This is a genomic window from Blautia sp. 210820-DFI.6.14, assembly GCF_020558815.1.
In the GTDB taxonomy this organism is placed as follows: Bacteria; Bacillota; Clostridia; order Lachnospirales; family Lachnospiraceae; genus Blautia_A; species Blautia_A obeum.
Genome location: NZ_JAJCKS010000019.1, coordinates 11,354 through 31,904, shown reverse-complemented (window position 1 = coordinate 31,904; position 20,551 = coordinate 11,354). Strand labels below are relative to the sequence as shown.

Here is a 20,551-nt window from a genome sequence, read left to right as displayed (position 1 = left end):
TCATTGCTCCTCCTCATAAATATAGTATGCTTCAAACTTATGGTGTGATACCCGCTCATTTTCCGGCGGTAAAGTCATGTAATCACCATATAACTCACTTAAATATTCTTCTGCATTATTAGGAATATTATACATTTTTCCTTCAAATTCTGTACATCTTCCAGTATCAAACACATTTTTATTACAACAAATATTCCTCTTTAACGCACTCGCTATATCAGCACAATATGATTCTTTATCCATATCATATTTATGTAAATTCTTATTTATTAAATATAACCATCTTCTACTGCCCACTATTTTAGCGATTTTTTTTATTAATTTAAAATATAATTTTTCATACCCTCTCTTTTCAATTATCGAATATGCCTGCATCTTTCTTAAATGCCAAACTTTTTTTTGCAATAAACGTCGCTTTCTCTCATTGTCTGGTAATGCATCTATTGGGAATACATCAATATACACTCCCAATTGTTCATACTCTGCAGTCCCCCACTCTTTCAATTTTGTGTAAGAATCAACTACTTTTGCAAATGAATAAATATATTTTTCATCCGTTTCATATGATAATATCTTATATCGGCTATCATCTAAACACATATGCACAAATCTATCATAATCTTTTCTCGGCATTGCAATATCTATATCATCATCCCATGGTATAAATCCTTTGTGGCGAATTGCACCCAACAAAGTACCTCCATCTAAATAATATGTAATGCCATTTTTATTACAAAAATCTGCAACATAATCAAGAATATTTATTTCTATCCTTTTTAATTCATTTATATCTATCTTTCTCATTTAACAGCTCCTTAACCACATTCGCATAGCCCATTATTTTTTTATTTTTGAAATAACTAATTTCTTAACAGTGCTTTTAAAAAATATACTACTAATCAAAGTAATTACTAGGACACTTCCAATTCCCACTATTACAGCATTAACTAACCATTGTCCCATATTTATACATCTGTCAACTTTCAAAAATCTTGCGAGCAAAACAACACAACTCCCAGAAAATGTAAACACCAGCATTTTTTTCACAAAATGCTTTAAACTTCTAAATAAAATATTTTTTTGTAAATAGATTACATGAGCAATCATCCTATATACCATAGCAATTAAAGTTCCTATGGCAATACCAGCCAAGCCCAAACTCTGAACTAAAATCACAGAAATTACAATGTTTATCAAAGCCTCTATAATGGCATATTTAGATGTCTCTCGAAATTTTCCAGATGCATATGCAACGGCAACATAAGGATCTCTAATACAATATACAAATTCAGCAAGTACAAGCAACACCGCAAAAACTGGCTGTAGATAATTCGCATCTGTAATATTTGTCGTATAAACCTTCACAAATGGTAATATTAATACTAAACAGCATGAAAACATAATAGTCGCCACATAATATAAACCAAATTCATAAAGTTCAAATGCTTCATTAATTTTATCTTTTTCGCCCTTTGCCAAGACATTACCGATTGACGGCGAAATTGCTGAAGAAATTGATATCACAAGATTTTTTAATGCCATTACAATCATATTATAAATCGAGTAGACCGAAACACTTGTTAAATTTTTAAAAATAGTCAACACAACTATATCTGTGTTTGAATGAATAAAAAATGCAAGATTTTGACCAAATCCATCCCATCTCTGTTTTATTGATGTATTATCAATGGGGGCATGTCTGTCAAGATGATAATTTTTATTCACATACGTAGCAAATGCAATCGGTTGAATCAAAAATACAATAGCACTTATAAGTTTAACAACTAGGATGTCTCTGTAAATATTTATTGTTATTAAGACTAACACTAAATTCAGAACAACTACTATTAATTGTACTATTGATTCAACATAAACTTTTCTGTCAGCCTTTAATAACAACCGATAAGATAAAGAAATAAAATATTGAACCAGCAAGTTACTACCTAGTACAAACGTCAAAGCTACAACATACCAATAAGATTGACTTGTCTTAGCGAAAAGTGGATAACAAAAAGCTACAACACACATGTATACTACAAAAACAATTCCTATTTGATTAAAAAATCTCTTAGTTGTTCGTATTATACTACTTACCTTTTTTTTGTCATTCGTACTTAATGGTTGATATAATGATGCAGTAATTACGCCACTTACCCCACCTTCCAACAAAACAACATAATTTAAAAATTGGTTTATTGATGCAACTAAACCATTTGTTTCTGATCCCAAACTTGAAATAATTATTTTAGGAAGTATAAATCCTGAAACAATCGTTACCACTTGCAACAATAAAGAGCAAATAATATTAACTATTATCCTTCGTTTCTCCATTTACTATCTCCCCTAATCAAACTTTCACTTTTTCATTTTTTCCTTTTAATAAAAAAATCAAGTATACTGGGAAGAACAATCTTGTTCTAAGCGATCCTATTATCAATTTCTGTGCCACACTCAATCTCCCGAACTGTTTTGCCTTTTCCAACATATTTTCTTGCAATCCTACTCTGAAAAAAATCCTTCTTTTTTCTTTATATTTCATATCAAACGCAAATAACTCCTTCGCATATTCCACATAGTTCTGTACATACCTGCATTCAATCTCATTAATATTATTGTTCCCATATAACAAAATATCTGAAATAATATGATCATTAATGCGATTATTAATCGCAAGCTTATCTACTCTAAATTTTGAACTCAGAGAATCCGTTCCGTATTTTCTGTATGAATAACAACTTCTATTTTCACAGCAAACTGTCTTAATATGCTCACAGTATGATAATACAAACTCTGCGTCTTCTCCATAATTCATTCTCTCCGGAAACAAAATATTATATGATTTAATAATACTTTTCTTAAACAATTTAAAACATGGACTTAATAAAAACGGAGGTGTTAAGTACATGGAAATATTCATAAAAAATTCATCCGCTTTTCCCAAAAATTTAGGACAACTATTTACTTGTATTTCTCCATTTTCCATATTCAGGATTTCATAACCCCCCATTACAAAATCGCAATCTGAATGCTGTGCCAATATCTCTACACTGTTAGGAAATAACGTGTCATCTGAATCAACGAACATTAACAGTTCAGATGTAGATAACTGAATTCCTTTATTTCTTGCTACCGCCACGCCTCTATTCTTTTGAGAATAGCATTTGATTCTTTCATCTTCTAATGCATGTTTTCGAATAATTTCTACGCTTTCGTCAGTTGATCCATCATCAATTACTATAATTTCAATATTCTTATAAGTTTGTGTTCTAATACTATATATGCATTCATCTAAAAAACGTGATGAATTATAAACAGGAACGACTATAGATACCCTATTCATTTACACTAATCTCCTCTTTTGAATACAGTTTAATAAGCTATCATCTGTAGCTCTATTACTTACTAAAATGATTTCTATATTTTTGTAAGTTTGTGCACTTTTTATTCCTTCTCTTAAGAATTATAAACATGTATTATTGCCGCTTTCTGTTCATATCTTTCAATTTTCAGCTACTCTCTCAGATTTATCATTACTCGATAATATGCAGGCAGAAATCAACATAAAAAAGTACCAACTAAACCATTGCCAATCTGAGGATAAAACAAGAACAAAAATAACAAAAAAAGCAATATTTTCTCGTCTTATTCTCTTTACCAGATTTAACACACATATAATTAAATAACCTACTCCTAATATTCCGCAATTAAGAAGTGTTGTGACCCATACATTACCATACGATTTTACATTAAATAAATTTCCATATTGCGCAATTCCAACACCAACTATCTTTTGCAAAATAGAATATCTGCTAAACAGCTCCACATGTCCAATAATTCTATATTTTGTAGAACTCATTCTTGTACCATTTAAATCTGAATTAAAATTAGTAAAACGCTTCATTATGTATGCTATGGAATCACCAACTGCCTCATTTGAATTACTTACAAATACCAGCCCTACAATAAAAACACTTATCAGGAATAAAATTCTTCTGGTCATTTTCGAAGACAAATCGATTGTATTTTTCATAATCAAGATCAAAACAGTTGCAGTGACAAGTATAATAATCGCTACTACTGATGTGGTCATTAACATCGAAATAGCATACAACAGCATTCTTTTTATTCTTTCTTCTTTAAAGGCTTGCACATATGCTACTGAAACATAAATTCCTAAATATGACGCCTCCTGAAATATTCCATTTGGACGTATATCTCCTGTATTTACATCAATATAGCCAGCCCAACCATCATATTTACCTAATGCAAGTCCTGGGATTCTTCCATCCCACATTGCCATTCCCACATATCCGCTTACAAACTGTAATATTACAAGTATTGAAGCAATAATAGCTATTATCTCAATCCATTGAAAAAATTTATCTCTACAAGGTGTTTTCCATAAATAAGTTAAGCAAACTGCATATATCAACCATACAATCAAATTTTTGAATGAATTTGCCATATCGGTATTACTCACTAAATTTCCAAATATGCCAATAATCCCTAATCCTAATAACCACATACATAAAAAGCCTGTTTTTCTCTCAAACCTATATGATTTCGAAAAACATAACATTGTCAAGAAAAGCATGATTATATCATTAATTTTTAAAGTAAATCCGCTACCAATTTCTATCACAATATAAGGATCCAACACCGGAGCAATAGCAAAGAAAAACCCCACTGTTCCGGCTAAAGAAATTATCCACCATTTTCTCCTATTTACTTCCATACTTTTCCTCCAAAAGTTTACACATTTTTTCCTTATATTGTTTTATGTAATATTGAGGATTGTAATATGTATTAAATAATTCCGTATATTCAGAAATCAGTTTCTTTATTTCTATTTCTTCAACTAAAAGATTTTTCAATTTTTCTGTTGGTTTAAAGTCTGACACTGGTACAACATATTCAAAATTCTTTGTTTTGTTATAAAAGTCTTTTAAATACTTACTAAAAACAGGAATAACTCCGGCAGATAAATATGATGATAATTTTGTAGGTGTTGCCACACAATTAACCGGATCGTCTTCCCGTAAAACAAATCCGAACTTCACATCAGCTAGTGCTTCAGTCATCATTTCTGGTGCAACTGATGATACTGTACAATTATTAATATTTTTTCTTTCTACAATTCTTCTCGCTTCATCTTTAGCAAAAGTAAAAATCTTTAACTCTGCATTTGGATCAATTTTCTCAATTTTTTTATAAAAATCAAGTGTTTCTTCAAAACATTGCCATTTACTTAAAGAACCCACATAGGTAAATATATTCTTCTTATATTTTCTTTCATCTACTTGAAGTGTTTCTGTTCTACTTACATTAAAGCAAGGCATAATAAAACATTTTTTATCTGTACTAATACCAGATTTACCTTCTTCAAATTTTTTCATTTCTTCTGAAACATAAAAAATTGCCATTGCCTTTTTCATAGCAAATTTTGTAATAGCATCAAGAACAAAACTTCTCAGTTTGCTTCCGTTTCTCATATAGCTTTCTTCTGCATCTATTCCCTGCATCCAATAAATTTGATTTTTATACCCTTTAAAATATAATTTAACAAAATCGACGGAAGTAGGCGCAATAATAATATCCTTCTTTTTGCACTGTTTTAAGTCTATATCATCTTCATATTTTTTTTCACCACATGCCTCCATAAGTGAAGCTATTACATCTAAATAATAATCTGTGACTTCTGCATTTGTACTTGAACTTCTCACTATCTTAATCATTTTTCCTCTACCCATTTACTATATCAATTAATTTTTTCATTGCATTCGCCGGCAAATACATTTTGGCTTCAGATATGCAATTTTTTCTCATAAAATTCCATTTTTCCACGTCACTATTGATTGATAATATTGCATTTTTTAATTCGCTTATACTATGTGTTTTAGTAATCACACCGGTTATTCCTTGTTTAATTATCTCTGAATTGTACTTCCAATCACTTGCAATAACTGGAAGTCCCGCTGCAAAAGCATCAATAATTGTCCCCGCAAATCCTTCCCCTTCATAATATGTAGGGAATAACAAAGCATCGTAGTTTTTCAGTACTTCCGTACTCTGATTAAACGGAACCATCCCTTTATATCTTATATATTGAGGCGATGAAGCTTGCAACTGTTCAAACCATTCTTTTTGACTATCTTCAATCTGTCCATATATATCTAATTCTGCAAAAATGTCGTCATATTTAGAATTTATTTCACATACAGCTTGAACAGCATCCTCTATACCTTTTTCCTTTATCACCCTAGAAAAAGTACATAACCGGTATGGGATGCCCTCAGTATACTTTATTGTTTTCGCATCTAATATATACAATTCCTTACAGTTCGGAATAACTTCTACATTATCATATCCCTGACTTTCTAATTGTTCTTTCATTGATTCCGTTTCAACAAAAATATAATTTATTTTTTTTAAAAAAGCACCTAACCATTTTCTTTTATTCACAAATTCTGGTAACCAACCGCCTATTACGTCATAACATATATTTCTTTTAAATACTTTATTAAAAGTAATTAAAAGTGGAGCTATAATTCTCAGTCCATTCTCCGCTGGAAGAATGATTACATTTTGGGAATGTATTAATGCATTCAATACAATGATTGGAGTTTTTACCAATGTTTTTATGCCTCCATATGTATCAACCTTCATCACTTCATTGCAACCAAATGCATTTTTCATTTCTTTGTATACAATTTTAGTTTTTACCGTTTGCCCATTGAGCAAATCCAGTGTATCTGCAAAGCACCCTATGATGCATACTTTTTTCACAAATTCTTCCTCCCAGCTCTCATCACTACTCTCTCCAACTAATGTTCTCTTTTATCATTTTTGCAGGAACACCTCCATACAATACATTTTCTCTGTCAATTGTATTCGTTACTAATGCGCCATACGCAACAACCGAATTTTTTTGAATAAGTGTTCCTTTCAGCAATGTTGAATATGCGCATACCCATACATGATCTTTTATGACTATTTTTTTTGAAATAATGGAATCTTTACCATTTTCTACAACATGATGTCCATCATTATTTTTTATCGTAACATTCCACCCCAAAACAACGTCATTACCTATTTCTATATCGGCATCAGAACAATCAATTGTAGTTGAGTAATTGCATCTAAATTTATTACCTAAAATTAATTTTGCATTATTTACACATATAACACATCCCTGAGATAATCCTAAATTTTTTCCTACCTGTATTACCCCCCCCCCCGCTCAACACAAAGTAAACTCTTAGGCGATTCTCTTCTTGATGTTATAGAATCACCAAAGCCAATTCTCATTGAGCAGGTAGATAAATCCTTATCATTTGTCAAAAATGTTTTTCTGTTTATCCCTGACAATTTCACATGGTAAGATACAATATATGGGAATTTTATAGCCTGACTTACTGGTAGTACCTTAAAATTAAAATATATTGTTTTTGGAATAGACATTATTATTTCTACCAAATGAGTTTTTAAAAATTTTTTTGAATACTGATTCATAGCACATCACCTAATCAAATTTTTTTACATATTTTCTTTTTTTATAGTAACCAAATAACAAATTTCTTCCGGTATTAAATAGACTCTCTAATTTGCCCATTTTTTCTGCTTCATGATAAAGCATATAGTGCCAGCTAATCATTGTCCTAATACTATGTGTACTTACACTTCCTACACGCCCTTTTCTATATTGTGCTAATACTTCATCTAACAAATAACAATCAGCCTTTTGGCAAACTTTTAACCACATTGCATAATCATTATTTTTTTTAATATCTTCAATCTGAATCAACCCAATTTCATTAGCATCATACATTACTGTAAGACATCCAGGCCAACAATAATTATACATTCCCATCTTTGTGATTTTTTTAGGTCCTGTTATCCTTACACCGGTTTTATTACTCGCCATATCAATTTCTTCATAATTCGTATAAGAAAACTTATATCCATTATTCTTCATAAAAATAATTTGTTTTTCAAGTTTATTAGGCAGCCAAAGATCATCCGAATCAAGAAAAGCAATCCATTGCCCTCTAGCCTCTCGTAATGCTTTGTTCCGACTTATTGCAGCTCCAGAGTTTTCTTTATTTTTAAAGTATTTGATTCGAGAATCTGTAATTGTAGCAAGCACTTCTTCTGTTTCATCAGTTGAACAATCATCTACAATAATCAATTCCCAATTAGTATAAGTTTGATTTAAAACTGACTGGATTGATTCTTTTATGTATGAAGCTGTATTGTAAGACGGCATAATAATTGAAACCATGTTTTCTTCTCGCAGTATTCCATCACATTTATTTAAAATTTGCTTAGCCTCTATTTGTTTTTTATCATATTCCTCGGAAGTTATTTTTTCATTTTTTAAAAGATAATCTCCAAAATCCTCTGCGGTTGCCATATCTCCATCTGTAATGCCTTCTTGTTTAATAAAAGCAGTTTTTACAGTTTTTAATATAATGCTAAAATCTTTTAACAATGTCACATTTTCTATATACTTCAAATCCCAGTTCAATTTATCTTCCCACTTAATCGCATTTCGTCCATTTACCTGAGCCAAGCCACTCAACCCAGGTTTTGCAGTATGACGCATACGTTGCTCCTTTGTCATAAATGTAAGATCCCTGACCAACTGTGGACGTGGTCCGCAAATCGAAAGTGTTCCATTTAAAATATTAAAAGCCTCTGGAAGTTCATCAAGACTTGTACTTCTAAGCCACTTACCAAATGAAGTTAAACGTACTTCATCCGGTAAAAGCTCTCCGTTTTCATCTCTTTCATCTGTCATAGTACGGAATTTGTACATTTTAAAAATAGTTTCTTTTCCATCTTCTCCAATCAACCCTGGACGATCCTGCGTGAACAACACTGGGCTGCCCAGTTTGAATTTGACAAGAATTGCAACACCTATATACAATGGGCTAAAACATATAATTGCTGCTGACGCACAAACAACATCTATCGCTCTTTTAACATATTTTTCGTAAAATCCCATTTTGCGTGTCGGAATCGCTTCTATACTTTCAGCTTTATAAGTTGTTTTTTTCGCCTTCTTTTTCATAATCCAAGTCACTATCGCTGTTCCACCAACAATAGATGATGCTATAATTCCAACTATTTTTTTCTTTGACACAATAATCTCTCCCACAATATATTTCTATTCAAAGCAAGCTCTAATCACTTCAATAATTCTATCCTGCTGCTCTACTGTCATTTTATTATCACTCGGCAGGCATAATCCTCTTGTAAAAATATCCATTCCTACATCAGCTGCATCACCTGCAATGTAAGCATTTGATCTGGCACGTCCATTTCCATCTCTAACAACAAACGGATTTAAACGATAAATCGGCTGCATATGCATTGGCTTCCAGATTGGTCTTCCCTCTGCATTAATAGATGCAATCGCTTCCAAAATCTCTGTCGGGCAGGACTTTCCTGATTCTTTTACATAACACACATCCTGCTCACCACGAACCTGTTTGCACATTGCTTCCTTATCAATAATCAGACAAGACAACCAGTAATTTGGTTCAGAATTTTCCAGATCCATTGGGTTCATAGATACTGGCAGTCCTTTTAAGCCCTCTTTATATCTCTCATAAATTGCTTTCTTCTGCTCAATATGCTCTTTCAGATAAGGAAACTGTCCACGAACAACACCAGCAACCACATTACTCATCCGATAGTTGTATCCCAGTTCTTCATGCTGATACCATGCAGCATTTTCTCTCGCCTGAGTTGACCACTTACGAACCTTATTTGCAGCTTCTTCATCATCTGTCAGGAAGCATCCACCAGCACTACCAGTAATAATCTTATTTCCATTAAAAGAAATTGTGTTATATTTTCCAAATGTACCAGTCTGCACGCCTTTATATGTAGCTCCCATAGATTCTGCTGCATCTTCTACTAAAATGGCACCATGCTTTTTAATAATTGTATTTAACTCATCAACTTTACCCGGAGTTCCATAAAGATGTGCAACAACCACAACCTTTGTATCCGGATAAATTTCAAATGCCTTTTCTAATGCAACCGGGTCCATATTCCAGGTGTCATACTCTGTATCAATAAACACCGGCTCTCCGCCTTCATAAACTACCGGATTTACAGTTGCATCAAATGTCATATCAGAGCAAAATACTTTCTTTCCCTCTAATGCACCATGCCCAACCTTTGGCATACCATATGCTTCAATACCTGCCAGTTTCATTGCCAAATGTAAGGACGCTGTTCCTGCTGATAATGCAACTGCGTATTTGCAACCGATATATTCACATGCCATTCTTTCTACTTCATTGATATTCTTACCAACTGTGGACATCCAGTTTGTTTCATACGCTTCTTTCACATATTCAATTTCCGGACCATGCATAGTCGGACTGCTCAACCAAACTTTTGATTCAAATTTTTCAAAATTATTGTTCTCTTTAAACATATGTAATTACCTCTTTTATATCGCTCCATGTTGTGGTTATTCTTTATGCAATCTCTTTGTTTACCTCTTCTGGTGTCTTAAATGTTGGTACAACACTTCGGAGAGCTTCTTTTGCAATCAAATCATCACCTGTATCACAGGCATCTCTAAGAACTTTGATTTTTTTATAAATCTCTTCTTTATTTAAAGCTGTATCTCTTTCAATAAAAATCATGCTATTATCGGTTTTATCCAGTTCCTCTGTTTTAACCAATAACTCCTCATACAGTTTTTCTCCCGGTCTTAATCCCGTTTCAATAATTTCAATTCCCTAGACACCAGATAAACGGATCATATTTTCCGCCAGATCCATAATCTTAACTGGCTGTCCCATATCTAGAACAAATAATTCTCCGTTGTTTGCAATCGCTCCACTCTGAAGAACAAGCTGTGATGCTTCCGGAATTGTCATGAAATACCTGATGATTCTCTTGTTGGTAACTGTGACAGGACCACCGTTAGCAATCTGACGTTTAAACAACGGAATAACTGATCCTGCACTGCCCAATACATTTCCAAATCGTGTAGCACTGTATTTTACTTTTCCATGTGTACTTGCACTCTGCACGATCATTTCACACATTCTCTTTGTCGCACCCATAACATTGGTTGGATTGACTGCTTTATCTGTGGATACCATCATAAAGCGTTCTGCTCCATATTCCTCGCAAAGCTCTACCAGATTCTGTGTACCAAACACATTGTTATAGATAGCTTCTACACAGTTATGCTCCATCAGAGGAACATGTTTATGAGCTGCCGCATTAATAACGATCTGTGGATGGTACTTTTCAAATACCCGTTCAAGTGCTTTCCTATGTGTAATAGAGCAAATTTCAATCTGTAAATCTAAGCTATTTCCATACGCTATTTTCAATTCCTGCTGAACGTCATAAGCTCCATTCTCATAAATATCCAGGATAATAATTTTCTTTGGCTGCATTTTTGCTAACTGTCTGCAAAGCTCTGAGCCAATGGAACCGCCACCGCCAGTGATAAGTACTACCTTGTCTTTGTAATAAGTATTTGTTCTTTCATCAGAAACCACTAATGGTTTTCTAAACAAAAGTTCTTCAATATCAAATTCTCTAAGATGTCTCTTTCCACCTGCAGTATACATCGTCGGATAATCATAAACTTTCAACTTATATCCGGCATCCTTATAATAATCATAAAGAGCTTTCTTTTTCTTAGCGTCCATCGATGGAGTTGCAAAGATAATTTCCTGTACTTCAAATTTTCCCAAACGTTTAAATGTTGCTTCATCTTCCGACCATACAGGAATACCATGTATATCTCGTCCGACTTTTTCTTTATTAATGTCAATGAAACATCTTGGTATATATGCTGCTTCAGCGTTATTTAAAAGTTCTTCTGCCAGACTTACACCAACTCGTCCAGCACCGATAATTGCAACTTTAATCTTCTGTACTTCCTTTTCATTTCCTGCTTCAATTCCAGAAAATGTATGTAATAATATAGAAAGGAATTTTCCTCTCGTAGTTTCCTGATTTCCACATTTGTACGCATAGCGGTACATCATACGAAGTGCCAATGCTCCTAAGAGATTCAAACTAACCAATGAAATCAATCTAGCAAATGTAATTTTTTGAACTGGAAGCAGGAGTTCCAACCCCAGATACGCTACAAAAGCGATAGAATCAGTAAATAACAAGCGGATATAGCACTGAATCCCACCATATCTCCACACTTGTCCATAAATTTTACCCAAAAGACGTGCTGTAAAAATACACAGGACAGATAAACCAACTTGCTGAAAAATTCCAACAGGCGATAATTTATCCATTCCTCCATATAAGACTAAAAGAATTATTGCTACTATTGCATATACAACCAAGTCGTACCCGACAAGCATCCAGCGTATATTCGGCGTACTTTGGTTTGTACGGTTCATATCCATATTTTTTTCATTTGATTGGCTATTCATTGTGTCCCCCCCCCCACGAAAATCGGGGAGGTTTTCATCCTTTCACTTTTTTTATTTTTTCACTGTTTGCTTGTAAGTGGCGTAAACAAAACAGTTCCCTGCTCTGTTTCAGTTCCAATTTCAAGTACGCTCGTTGATTTCACAATCGTTCCAGATTTTAATGTACAGTCATCTCCAATAAAGCTATATGGTTCAACTACTGTATTGGCACCTATAACCATTGCATGACCAATAGTACTTCCGCAACCCACAACTGTTCTCGGCTCAACAATGCAACCAAGCATTAAATTGGCTGATGGAGAAATTGTAGAATCCATATGGAATAAAACCGGAATATTATAAAGTGCTTCTAATTTCTTGTTCCATTCAAGTCTTTCTGCTCCATCATTGCAATATTACCTATTCCTTGAATCATACAAACTCCTTCAGTAATTTTATACACACCAATAGCCCGCTTCACTCTCTTACGAGCTCTGCAGGCTGTATATTCATGTTTATTTTTAGCTTTGATTTTTCTTCTTCATTTTCATTCCCTGTTATTTACTAAAACTTCGTTTCCAACCCGTAACTTATTTCTTCAATAACTTCGAGTACGTTCGTGATTTTCTGATCACATTCTTTCCGGGCTCCACGATGGACTCCGGTGGGCGGTACTCCACCCGAAGAATTTATCCTGTAGATAAAATCTTTTTTACAGTTTCCTGTATATATGAAAACAGCAGATCAACTGCTTGTTCCCGACTCTTTTGGCTGAAATCCCCGGATGCATTTCAATCCGAGATTCCAGGATGCATTCAGGTAGTAATTTCCCTGATGCCTGTTTTCACAAATGAATTCCTGCCCTTTTCTATGTAAAGGTGCTCCACAGGCAGCGCACACAGAACTGTTTTTATGCTGTTGCAGTTCCAGTACGACAATTCCTTCCTGCCAGGCTTTGTACTTTATCTTTTCGCGTATAGCTGTGCTGAGATGTATCGGTGAATAATTTCCTGCTTTTGTCATCAGAATTCTGCTGTATTCTTTCTCAAATTCCGGAAGTATAATTATTTTTGCGCCTTGTCTTACTGTGTAATTTATAACTTGTCTACTTATGCAATGAGAATAAAAATCGTTGAGATTTTTTAATTTCATCCAGTAACGGGAATTTGGAATCGTACTACTGTTTTTGCTTCCTGACGCTTCGGATTTTCGGATTTTATCTGTGATCTGTCGGCATCGATGTGCATACGCAGCTCCGCCTCTAATAAACAAAGCATGCTCTTTTTCACCATTTTGATTGACGATACAACATACTGCCAGTGCATCCTGATTGGTAAAAGTAACCGCACAGATTTTTTCAGCATCTGCCATTCGCTCTCTGGCAGTCCTGCCATCTTTTACACAAATCTTCCATGGAATATGTAACTCTGGTCCTGTTTTTTTCAGAACGATGGAAGGAGACAACATCTGTCCTTCCTCTGGAATTGTATTTCCCCGAAGTTTGATACGATGCCAAATCCATTTATCTCCATTCCAGATTTTCAGTGTGATCGCATCTCCTTCGAAATCACGATACATGCCTTTATAGCAGGTAACAGATTCTGTGAAAGAACCGGAACGGATTTTCTGCTTTTCTCTGGAAAGGTAACTGTTAGCCGCAGCAATGGCACTGTTAATTGCAGCTCTCCTGAAATACAGAGGAACTTTTGCCCAGGGCAGTGGATATTTCACCGGCTGTCGGTCTCTGCCTGCAATTGTCAGTTTTTCCAGTGTTCGAAGTGCCTCCATGGAACCTGGCTTTCCATCCTGAAAAGTGTCAAGATACAGGTTGTAATAAAATTCCAGTATCTGGTTATACAGTTCCTGCGTTTTTACTAACCAATCGGTATGTCTGGTCAGAATGTTCATCTTCTTTACTGTGATGGAGTAATACTGTGGTTTCTCCACGGGAACACCTCAATTTTTTTCGCAGAGTAGCATACTCTGCGACGTTTTTTTGTAATCGCATACATTCTAGCACATAAAAAAAGTTATGTAAAGACGTAAAAAACATGATATTAGCCGTCAAAAAAATCCCTTATATCATGAAATGTAAATTATCAATTCAAAATATAAGGGTTTTCATCAATGCATCACACATATTGTTGTCCTCCTTAAATTGCTGTTCATTAGCTGCAACAATTACCTGCATGGGTTCTTACTGAGGGGATATTCATTTTGGAACATCAGTTTATAAGTTTCCTCCTGAAATTCAATCTGCAAATCCGCATAAAACGCCGGGTGCCATTGAAGTACATCTTTTCTGTCCTCTTCCACGAATCCTCCTTTTTTGTGATTCAGGAAATCTCCGCCCCGCCGGAAATTCATGTTTGTTTTGTGGATAATAAAGCATAGTTTTTTCGAAAGGACAGATGCTCTCTGTTTGTTGAATATAAAAAACAAATCATACAGAATAGAAAATATGCTTTTCTATATATCGCCATAGAACATTAAGTTCTTCAGCAGAAATAAGGCAAGTTTATCAACATTTTATAATTGTTGTTTCTTATTTTTTTATGATTTTCTGCGACAATATTATTAGCCGTCAAAATAATGGTCGAATGAAAGGAGAAATTAAATATGTCACGAAAAGGAGAAAACATCTACAAGAGAAAAGATGGGCGTTGGGAAGGTCGTTACTGCAAGACAAGAGATGAAAGCGGAAAAATCAAATACGGATATGTCTATGCCAGAACATATACCGATACGAAAAGCAAATTAGAACTGGTAAAAAAAGAATGCCTATCTTTACCAGAAAAAAGTACAGGAAATTTCAGTATTCATACATTTGCAGATGTAGCCGGTGAATGGCTGCTTTATAAAAAGCGTATATTGAAAGAAACCTCCATTTCTAAATACAACAATATCATTAATATTCATCTGCTTCCATTTTTCAGAGAACAGGACATACATAATATTACACTTGAGCAAATGGAAGCTTTTTATAATGCTCTGCTCATGACGAAAACTGCAAAAGGAACTGCACTTGCACCGAAAACAACGCTTGATATTCTTTCGGTAATGAAAGCAATTTTGTTTTATGCAACTACAAAAAAATATATGAACATACTTCCGGTTCTTCGTTTTGAATACAGAGCAGTTCCAAAGAAACTGGTTGTTTTGAGCGGAAGAAATCAGAAAATCCTTTCAACTTATCTCTGCCTGAACCTCACTTATCGAAATATCGGACTTCTTATCTGTATGTATACCGGAATCCGGCTCGGTGAAGCTTGCGCATTAACCTGGGAGGACATTTCACTGACAGAAGGATATATCTATATACACAAAACCATGCAGCGGATTCAAAAAGAACATAACGGAAAAAAGACAATGATCATTATAGCAGAACCCAAAACGCAATCCGCTATCCGAACAATTCCACTTCCACGACAGTTGATCCAGCTTATCAAATCCAGCAAACTTCCCATGCAGGGTTATCTGCTGACAGGTTCTTATGAAAGATATATAGAGCCACGTAATTATCAGTATCACTTCAAAAAAATTCTTCAGCAGTGTAAAATTCCCCAAACAAATTTTCATACCTTACGTCATACGTTCGCCACCAGATGTGTAGAGCTGGGATTTGATGTTAAAACACTCAGTGAAATCCTCGGACATTCAAACATCAACATTACCCTGAACCGATATGTACATCCGTCTTTTAATCTTAAGAAGCAGAACATGAACAAAATGAACAAATTAATAGCCGTCAAATAAAACGTCAAAAGACCTGCAAACATGCAATCCAATGCGTGCCACAGGTCTTTCTTTCGCAGAGTATGCTACTCTGCGACATTTTTTCATCTCATTTATTTCACTTTTACGATATAGGTCTGCCACTCATCATCCTGATAAACGACTTCTCCCATACTCTTCAGCATATCGTTATTCAACTGGGCACCGTACTTCTTTCGCTCACACGATCCCACAAAAATATACGATATATCATACTCTTCCAACAGGGACTTCACATGTGCTTCATCTGTCGAAGTATAAATGTTCTCGACATCTGCGATCTTGGCATTGATGTCAGCAAGATCTCCTCTCCATAGCCACTCATGCACGTACCATCCCATGATCGTCGGGAGACCGGTCATGGCGGATACCCGTTCGTATTCGGAATAACTGTCACCGTTTGCTTCAAGCACCACTTCTACATCTTTGACATTTTCTTTGAGCCATTTGATTCCGCCGACATCTTCCGAGAAATCAGTCTCAAGAAAGGCAGTTGCATTCAGTCCTTTATATTCAGACGGTTTCCATACTTTACCGAACCACGCATGCACACTGTTTCCGAAATAACCACAGGTCCATACAAAGAGAATCAGTCCGATCAATGCCAATGCTTTGAGAATCTTATTCTTTCCTATGATCAGCAGACGGAAGATTGCGTAGATCATAGTCAGCCCAAACATAATGTATGCCTGATAGGTCAGCTTAAACATCGTATTGGCACGGGCATTTCCGCTTTCATAAATATCACGTACATAAACAAGTTCCGGAATCAGCACCAGACCGATCGCACAGAGTCCCATGATCACAGCAAAAAGATCCGGAAGTGTAACTGCTTTCAAAAGCCGATACAGAGATCTGTTTTCTGCCACTTTTAATTTCTCAACAAGCAGAGAAATGATAAACAGTACAGTCAGGATCGTCGGCAGGCCCCAGAGCACCAGAAGCTGATGCGGAAGGGAATGATGCTGGGCAAGTGCGATTCCCTGTACCATATTACTGCTGTCAAACTGCATCGTAAACGGAAGGATGATCAGTGTTGCCAGTATCAGGATCTCCGCTGCCTGTGCCGCTGTCACGGCAAGGATCCATTTTACCCTTCCTTCCTGTCCGATAATATTCATGATCAGGATCACACCACAGGTCACTGTATAATAAATGACAAAATCCCAGTAGTTTGTCCAGTGGAACATTCCCAGAAGGGCTGCAGCCGCCAGGAGCTGTGGCATCAGAAGCTGTCTGCGCCAGAATTCTTTTTTCTCTGTATTCTCGAGTGTGATCTTTGTTGTTCTTACCTTTTTCATCCAGGCATAAAGCAATGCAAGGATCAAAAGAACAAACATGATATCCACAACATGTGCATGCAGATCTCCAAGTACGAAGGAATAACATGGAAATTCATGAATCGTTTTGTCATCTACATCCGGGTTGAATCCGATATATCTGGTCGCATCTGGGAACCAGTAACTGCTGACTTCCTCTCCTTTCAATTTCTGGATCCATGGAATCACGCATGCATAAACAACATAGTGCATATTTCCGGCCACGGAAACTGCGATTCCAGCCAGAAATCCTGTTACAGACGGCAGCTTTTTCTTCCATCCGCTGATGTTTCTGCCCAGTCGGTCTTTCACCATCTGATGCACGAGTGAGAATGGCATAATAAAGGCAAGCCCTGCCACAAAAGTACGCATCAGGTTGTAGGTCAGTTCTACTTTCGTGCCTGACAGCTTTGTCAGAAATACTGCAAAATACTGTCCGCCATAATAGTAATTGATCTTGCCCTCAGAATACCAGAGATCTGTTGCCGGAAGTGTTTTGCTTCGCATCATTGCTTCCATGAAACCATAATCCATAAATTTCTCTGTTCCATAAGCTGCCGGATGGAATCCTGCAAAATATGTCCACATAAGAAAGAATGCAAAGAAAAGAAGCTCTTCCGCATATACCAGATTAAGATGTGCAAAAGGAATACACTCGAATCCGTCTTTCTGTTCTTTTCGGTATAATAATATAGAAAGAACAGTGCAGATAACAGTCACCGCCACGCAGGTAACTGCTGTAAATTTCAATATCTTCACAGTTACCAGAAACCATGTCAGAAAACCGGTGATCGCGATTGCGGTTACTTTTGAAAAAATCCATCCCTTATCATCAAAACGTCGAAACAGTCTTCCTGTCAATGGCATAGCTGCCACTCCCAGCACCAGTGCCAGAAGATACCAGGTCCAAAAAGTCCATACATCGCCCTGCAGCAGATATGCTGACAATGCAACTAATACTGCTGCCGGTATGATCATCATGATTAATTTTTTTATTTTATCAGGTTTCATAAATTCTTATTCTCCCGTCCTCTGTTTCATATACCAGCTTGTATACACTGGCAATTGTTTCTTCTCTGCAGTACTGCTGTTCGTATTCCATTCCTTCTTCATACAGAATGTAGGTGATTTTTTCCTGCTTTACAAGTTTCTTCAGTTCTGCTTTGTTTATTGTACTGTAAATAGTCTTTGCCTGTGCTGCGCGATAATAAGTATCATATCCAGCCGACCACGCATAATATGGCCATCCCATATACATCATGACTCCCGACATCGTTACCTCATTGATGCTGTATTCCGGAGTCAGGATCAGATCTTCATGCGTCAGATGTTCTTCCAGCCAGTCTGTCAGATCACTGTTCATATTCACGCTGACTCTGTGCCCTGGGCCATTATTTCGTATGATCACAACAAAATCATAAATACCGGTAATGGTCAGACAGACAGCAAGTAGTACCGCTACGATTCTGTGAAGTATCTTTTTCTGAAACAGTTGCATAAGTGCCCATGCCCAGAAAATTGCGGTAAATGCATAGGAAATCATAATATATTTATGATTCACTGCAATATCTGGAGTGAGCGATACAAAAAATGCAAATGCAGCCGGAAACAGGAAACTTATAAGAGACGCTCTCTGCTGTCGTTTTTTCAACAAGAACACCAGCACAACTGCGCCGACAAAGAAAATCCCACTCATCTGGATCAGGTACCACAGTACTCCCCACAGGGTTTTATCATCGGAAAGAAATCCCCAGTAAAGAGAAGGGCTTACTGCTTCCCCCCAGATAAAGATCCTGGTCTGAAGCACCGAAAAGATCACGGATGTGGCTGCAAGGATCAGATAATCCAGCTTCCCGTCTGAAAAAACAGCAAAGCCCAGCAGGATCAGCAGGCCACCGATCACCGCTGCTCCATTCCAGAACGATGTCAATCCCAGGAACATCCCTGCCATCAGTGCATTTTCCGGGCAGATACATTTCCACGCCTTTTTTGTAAAAAATCGGTTACGAAGCCAGACAATGCCTTTTTCTTCCTCGGCACAGCCGATATCCAGCCAGTCCATAAATAACCAGATGACAAGAGAAACGATCAGAAGTCCAAATGCCAGATGCCTCTGATTCAGATATACATTAAAATTCCATAATCCCCAGTTTTCATTGGTTGTATATCCGATAAATGTTGTATTGTCCCTCAGCGTTGCCCACAGGTCTTTTGCCTGCAGATGTTCTGTCACAAAATGAAAAAATGAAAGTGAACTGCGGAAGAAAAAAAGTACCAATGTCAGAATTCCGGCTGCCAGGCTTGCTGTCAGTCGTTTTGCAATGCTGTAAAGCAGCATCAGAAATCCCAGCAGCGCCAGAACACTTTCTATATTATATGCAAAATCCAGTCTGATCCCGAGAAATTCCAGATTTCCGACAAGAAACTGAAACATAAAATGATATTTGACATCCTGTCCTCCGAAATGCGGGTACTCTGTCGGGAAGTTATTGCCCATTGAGAAAGAGCGCATCATCGCTGTATGTGGTGCATAATCCCCGTATACGGAAAACCCACTGTACAGTTCGCCATTTCTTATATAAAAAACATAAAACATGATCCACGTCAGAAATACCAACAGGAATCCAAATAAAATACACTCTTTTCGAAATGCCCTGCTGTCACTGATCAGCTTCCTGTCTGCCACGGTCCATACAGTTCCTGTTTTTCGATATCGTTTCCAATAAATCAAAGCCAGAACAACTGCCGTTATGATCAGAACAGCTGTATTTCCATAGATCAGTGGTTTCTTAGCACCTGCTTCGCTGGCCGCCCAGGAGATCATGTACGTTGTCCATCCAAATACCAGTGTTCCCATTCCAAAAGCGGCTGCCGCCAGAACCCATATCTGATTGCAGAAAGCTTTGTGCTGTCCGTTCCTGCTGCCTGCTTCCTGAGCGTTTTTTCCTGTAAACAGAAGAATTTCTGCCAGTTCTTTACCAGCCAGCAGGCTCAGTACTATATATATGATACCAAACATTATCCACCTCGTCATTAAAT

At 36.2% G+C, this 20,551-nt stretch carries 15 protein-coding genes and 1 pseudogene; 1 reads left to right on the top strand and 15 read right to left on the bottom strand.

Features of this window, described 5'->3' with window-relative positions; all coding sequences use genetic code 11:
* From LI112_RS12880 to LI112_RS18380, 13 genes and pseudogenes are all read right to left on the bottom strand, one after another.
* The gene (locus LI112_RS12880; protein WP_173898073.1) at window positions 1-804 is read right to left on the bottom strand and encodes a phosphorylcholine transferase LicD; all 804 of its coding nucleotides are present in this window, start codon (window positions 802-804) and stop codon (window positions 1-3) included.
* Between the two features lie 33 nt (window positions 805-837).
* On the bottom strand, window positions 838-2,331 hold the full coding sequence (locus LI112_RS12875; protein WP_173898075.1) for a polysaccharide biosynthesis C-terminal domain-containing protein: 1,494 nt from the start codon (window positions 2,329-2,331) through the stop codon (window positions 838-840).
* Window positions 2,332-2,347: 16 nt separating this feature from the next.
* Window positions 2,348-3,340 carry a glycosyltransferase gene (locus tag LI112_RS12870; RefSeq protein WP_173898077.1) on the bottom strand — a complete coding sequence of 331 codons (993 nt, stop codon included), beginning with the start codon at window positions 3,338-3,340 and terminating at the stop codon, window positions 2,348-2,350.
* Between the two features lie 159 nt (window positions 3,341-3,499).
* Window positions 3,500-4,735, bottom strand: coding sequence for a hypothetical protein (locus LI112_RS12865; protein WP_173898079.1), 1,236 nt, complete (start codon window positions 4,733-4,735; stop codon window positions 3,500-3,502).
* The gene (locus tag LI112_RS12860; RefSeq protein ID WP_173898081.1) at window positions 4,722-5,735 is read right to left on the bottom strand and encodes a hypothetical protein; all 1,014 of its coding nucleotides are present in this window, start codon (window positions 5,733-5,735) and stop codon (window positions 4,722-4,724) included. The genes LI112_RS12865 and LI112_RS12860 overlap by 14 nt, the downstream gene beginning before the upstream one ends.
* 7 nt (window positions 5,736-5,742) lie before the next feature.
* Window positions 5,743-6,786 (bottom strand): glycosyltransferase family 4 protein, encoded by a 1,044-nt coding sequence (locus tag LI112_RS12855; protein ID WP_173898083.1) that lies wholly within the window; start codon window positions 6,784-6,786, stop codon window positions 5,743-5,745.
* Between the two features lie 25 nt (window positions 6,787-6,811).
* Window positions 6,812-7,075, bottom strand: coding sequence for a hypothetical protein (locus LI112_RS12850; protein WP_173903635.1), 264 nt, complete (start codon window positions 7,073-7,075; stop codon window positions 6,812-6,814).
* A gap of 149 nt (window positions 7,076-7,224) precedes the next feature.
* Window positions 7,225-7,512, bottom strand: coding sequence for a hypothetical protein (locus LI112_RS12845; RefSeq protein WP_227190843.1), 288 nt, complete (start codon window positions 7,510-7,512; stop codon window positions 7,225-7,227).
* A gap of 10 nt (window positions 7,513-7,522) precedes the next feature.
* The gene (locus LI112_RS18385; RefSeq protein WP_331464436.1) at window positions 7,523-9,145 is read right to left on the bottom strand and encodes a sugar transferase; all 1,623 of its coding nucleotides are present in this window, start codon (window positions 9,143-9,145) and stop codon (window positions 7,523-7,525) included.
* Window positions 9,146-9,169: 24 nt separating this feature from the next.
* Window positions 9,170-10,453, bottom strand: a complete 1,284-nt coding sequence (locus LI112_RS12830) for a DegT/DnrJ/EryC1/StrS aminotransferase family protein (RefSeq protein ID WP_173898087.1) — start codon at window positions 10,451-10,453, stop codon at window positions 9,170-9,172.
* Between the two features lie 43 nt (window positions 10,454-10,496).
* Window positions 10,497-12,032: pseudogene (locus tag LI112_RS12825) on the bottom strand (polysaccharide biosynthesis protein).
* Between the two features lie 467 nt (window positions 12,033-12,499).
* The gene (locus LI112_RS12820) at window positions 12,500-12,724 is read right to left on the bottom strand and encodes a hypothetical protein (protein WP_173898089.1); all 225 of its coding nucleotides are present in this window, start codon (window positions 12,722-12,724) and stop codon (window positions 12,500-12,502) included.
* Window positions 12,725-13,163: 439 nt separating this feature from the next.
* A complete protein-coding gene (locus LI112_RS18380; RefSeq protein ID WP_173898091.1) occupies window positions 13,164-14,366 on the bottom strand; it encodes a zinc ribbon domain-containing protein in 1,203 nt (400 codons plus the stop codon).
* A 672-nt stretch (window positions 14,367-15,038) separates the two neighbouring features.
* Here LI112_RS18380 and LI112_RS12810 point away from each other — a divergent pair.
* Window positions 15,039-16,175: a site-specific integrase gene (locus LI112_RS12810; RefSeq protein WP_173898093.1), complete on the top strand. Its 1,137-nt coding sequence runs from the start codon at window positions 15,039-15,041 to the stop codon at window positions 16,173-16,175.
* A 92-nt stretch (window positions 16,176-16,267) separates the two neighbouring features.
* On the opposite strand, the gene LI112_RS12805 is transcribed toward LI112_RS12810, so the two are convergent.
* Together LI112_RS12805 and LI112_RS12800 are read right to left on the bottom strand one after the other, a co-directional pair.
* Window positions 16,268-18,523: a DUF2298 domain-containing protein gene (locus tag LI112_RS12805; RefSeq protein WP_227190842.1), complete on the bottom strand. Its 2,256-nt coding sequence runs from the start codon at window positions 18,521-18,523 to the stop codon at window positions 16,268-16,270.
* Window positions 18,513-20,531, bottom strand: a complete 2,019-nt coding sequence (locus tag LI112_RS12800; RefSeq protein WP_227190841.1) for a hypothetical protein — start codon at window positions 20,529-20,531, stop codon at window positions 18,513-18,515. Before LI112_RS12800 ends, LI112_RS12805 begins: the two co-directional genes overlap by 11 nt.
* Window positions 20,532-20,551 lie beyond the last annotated feature (20 nt).

Coding starts and splice junctions, on each gene's coding strand:
- LI112_RS12805 (WP_227190842.1), bottom strand. CDS start 18,523: ATGAAACCTGATAAAATAAAAAAATTAATCATGATGATCATACCGGCA.
- LI112_RS12860 (WP_173898081.1), bottom strand. CDS start 5,735: ATGATTAAGATAGTGAGAAGTTCAAGTACAAATGCAGAAGTCACAGAT.
- LI112_RS12870 (WP_173898077.1), bottom strand. CDS start 3,340: ATGAATAGGGTATCTATAGTCGTTCCTGTTTATAATTCATCACGTTTT.
- LI112_RS12810 (WP_173898093.1), top strand. CDS start 15,039: ATGTCACGAAAAGGAGAAAACATCTACAAGAGAAAAGATGGGCGTTGG.
- LI112_RS12830 (WP_173898087.1), bottom strand. CDS start 10,453: ATGTTTAAAGAGAACAATAATTTTGAAAAATTTGAATCAAAAGTTTGG.
- LI112_RS12820 (WP_173898089.1), bottom strand. CDS start 12,724: ATGCTTGGTTGCATTGTTGAGCCGAGAACAGTTGTGGGTTGCGGAAGT.
- LI112_RS12875 (WP_173898075.1), bottom strand. CDS start 2,331: ATGGAGAAACGAAGGATAATAGTTAATATTATTTGCTCTTTATTGTTG.
- LI112_RS12880 (WP_173898073.1), bottom strand. CDS start 804: ATGAGAAAGATAGATATAAATGAATTAAAAAGGATAGAAATAAATATT.
- LI112_RS12865 (WP_173898079.1), bottom strand. CDS start 4,735: ATGGAAGTAAATAGGAGAAAATGGTGGATAATTTCTTTAGCCGGAACA.
- LI112_RS12845 (WP_227190843.1), bottom strand. CDS start 7,512: ATGAATCAGTATTCAAAAAAATTTTTAAAAACTCATTTGGTAGAAATA.
- LI112_RS12800 (WP_227190841.1), bottom strand. CDS start 20,531: ATGTTTGGTATCATATATATAGTACTGAGCCTGCTGGCTGGTAAAGAA.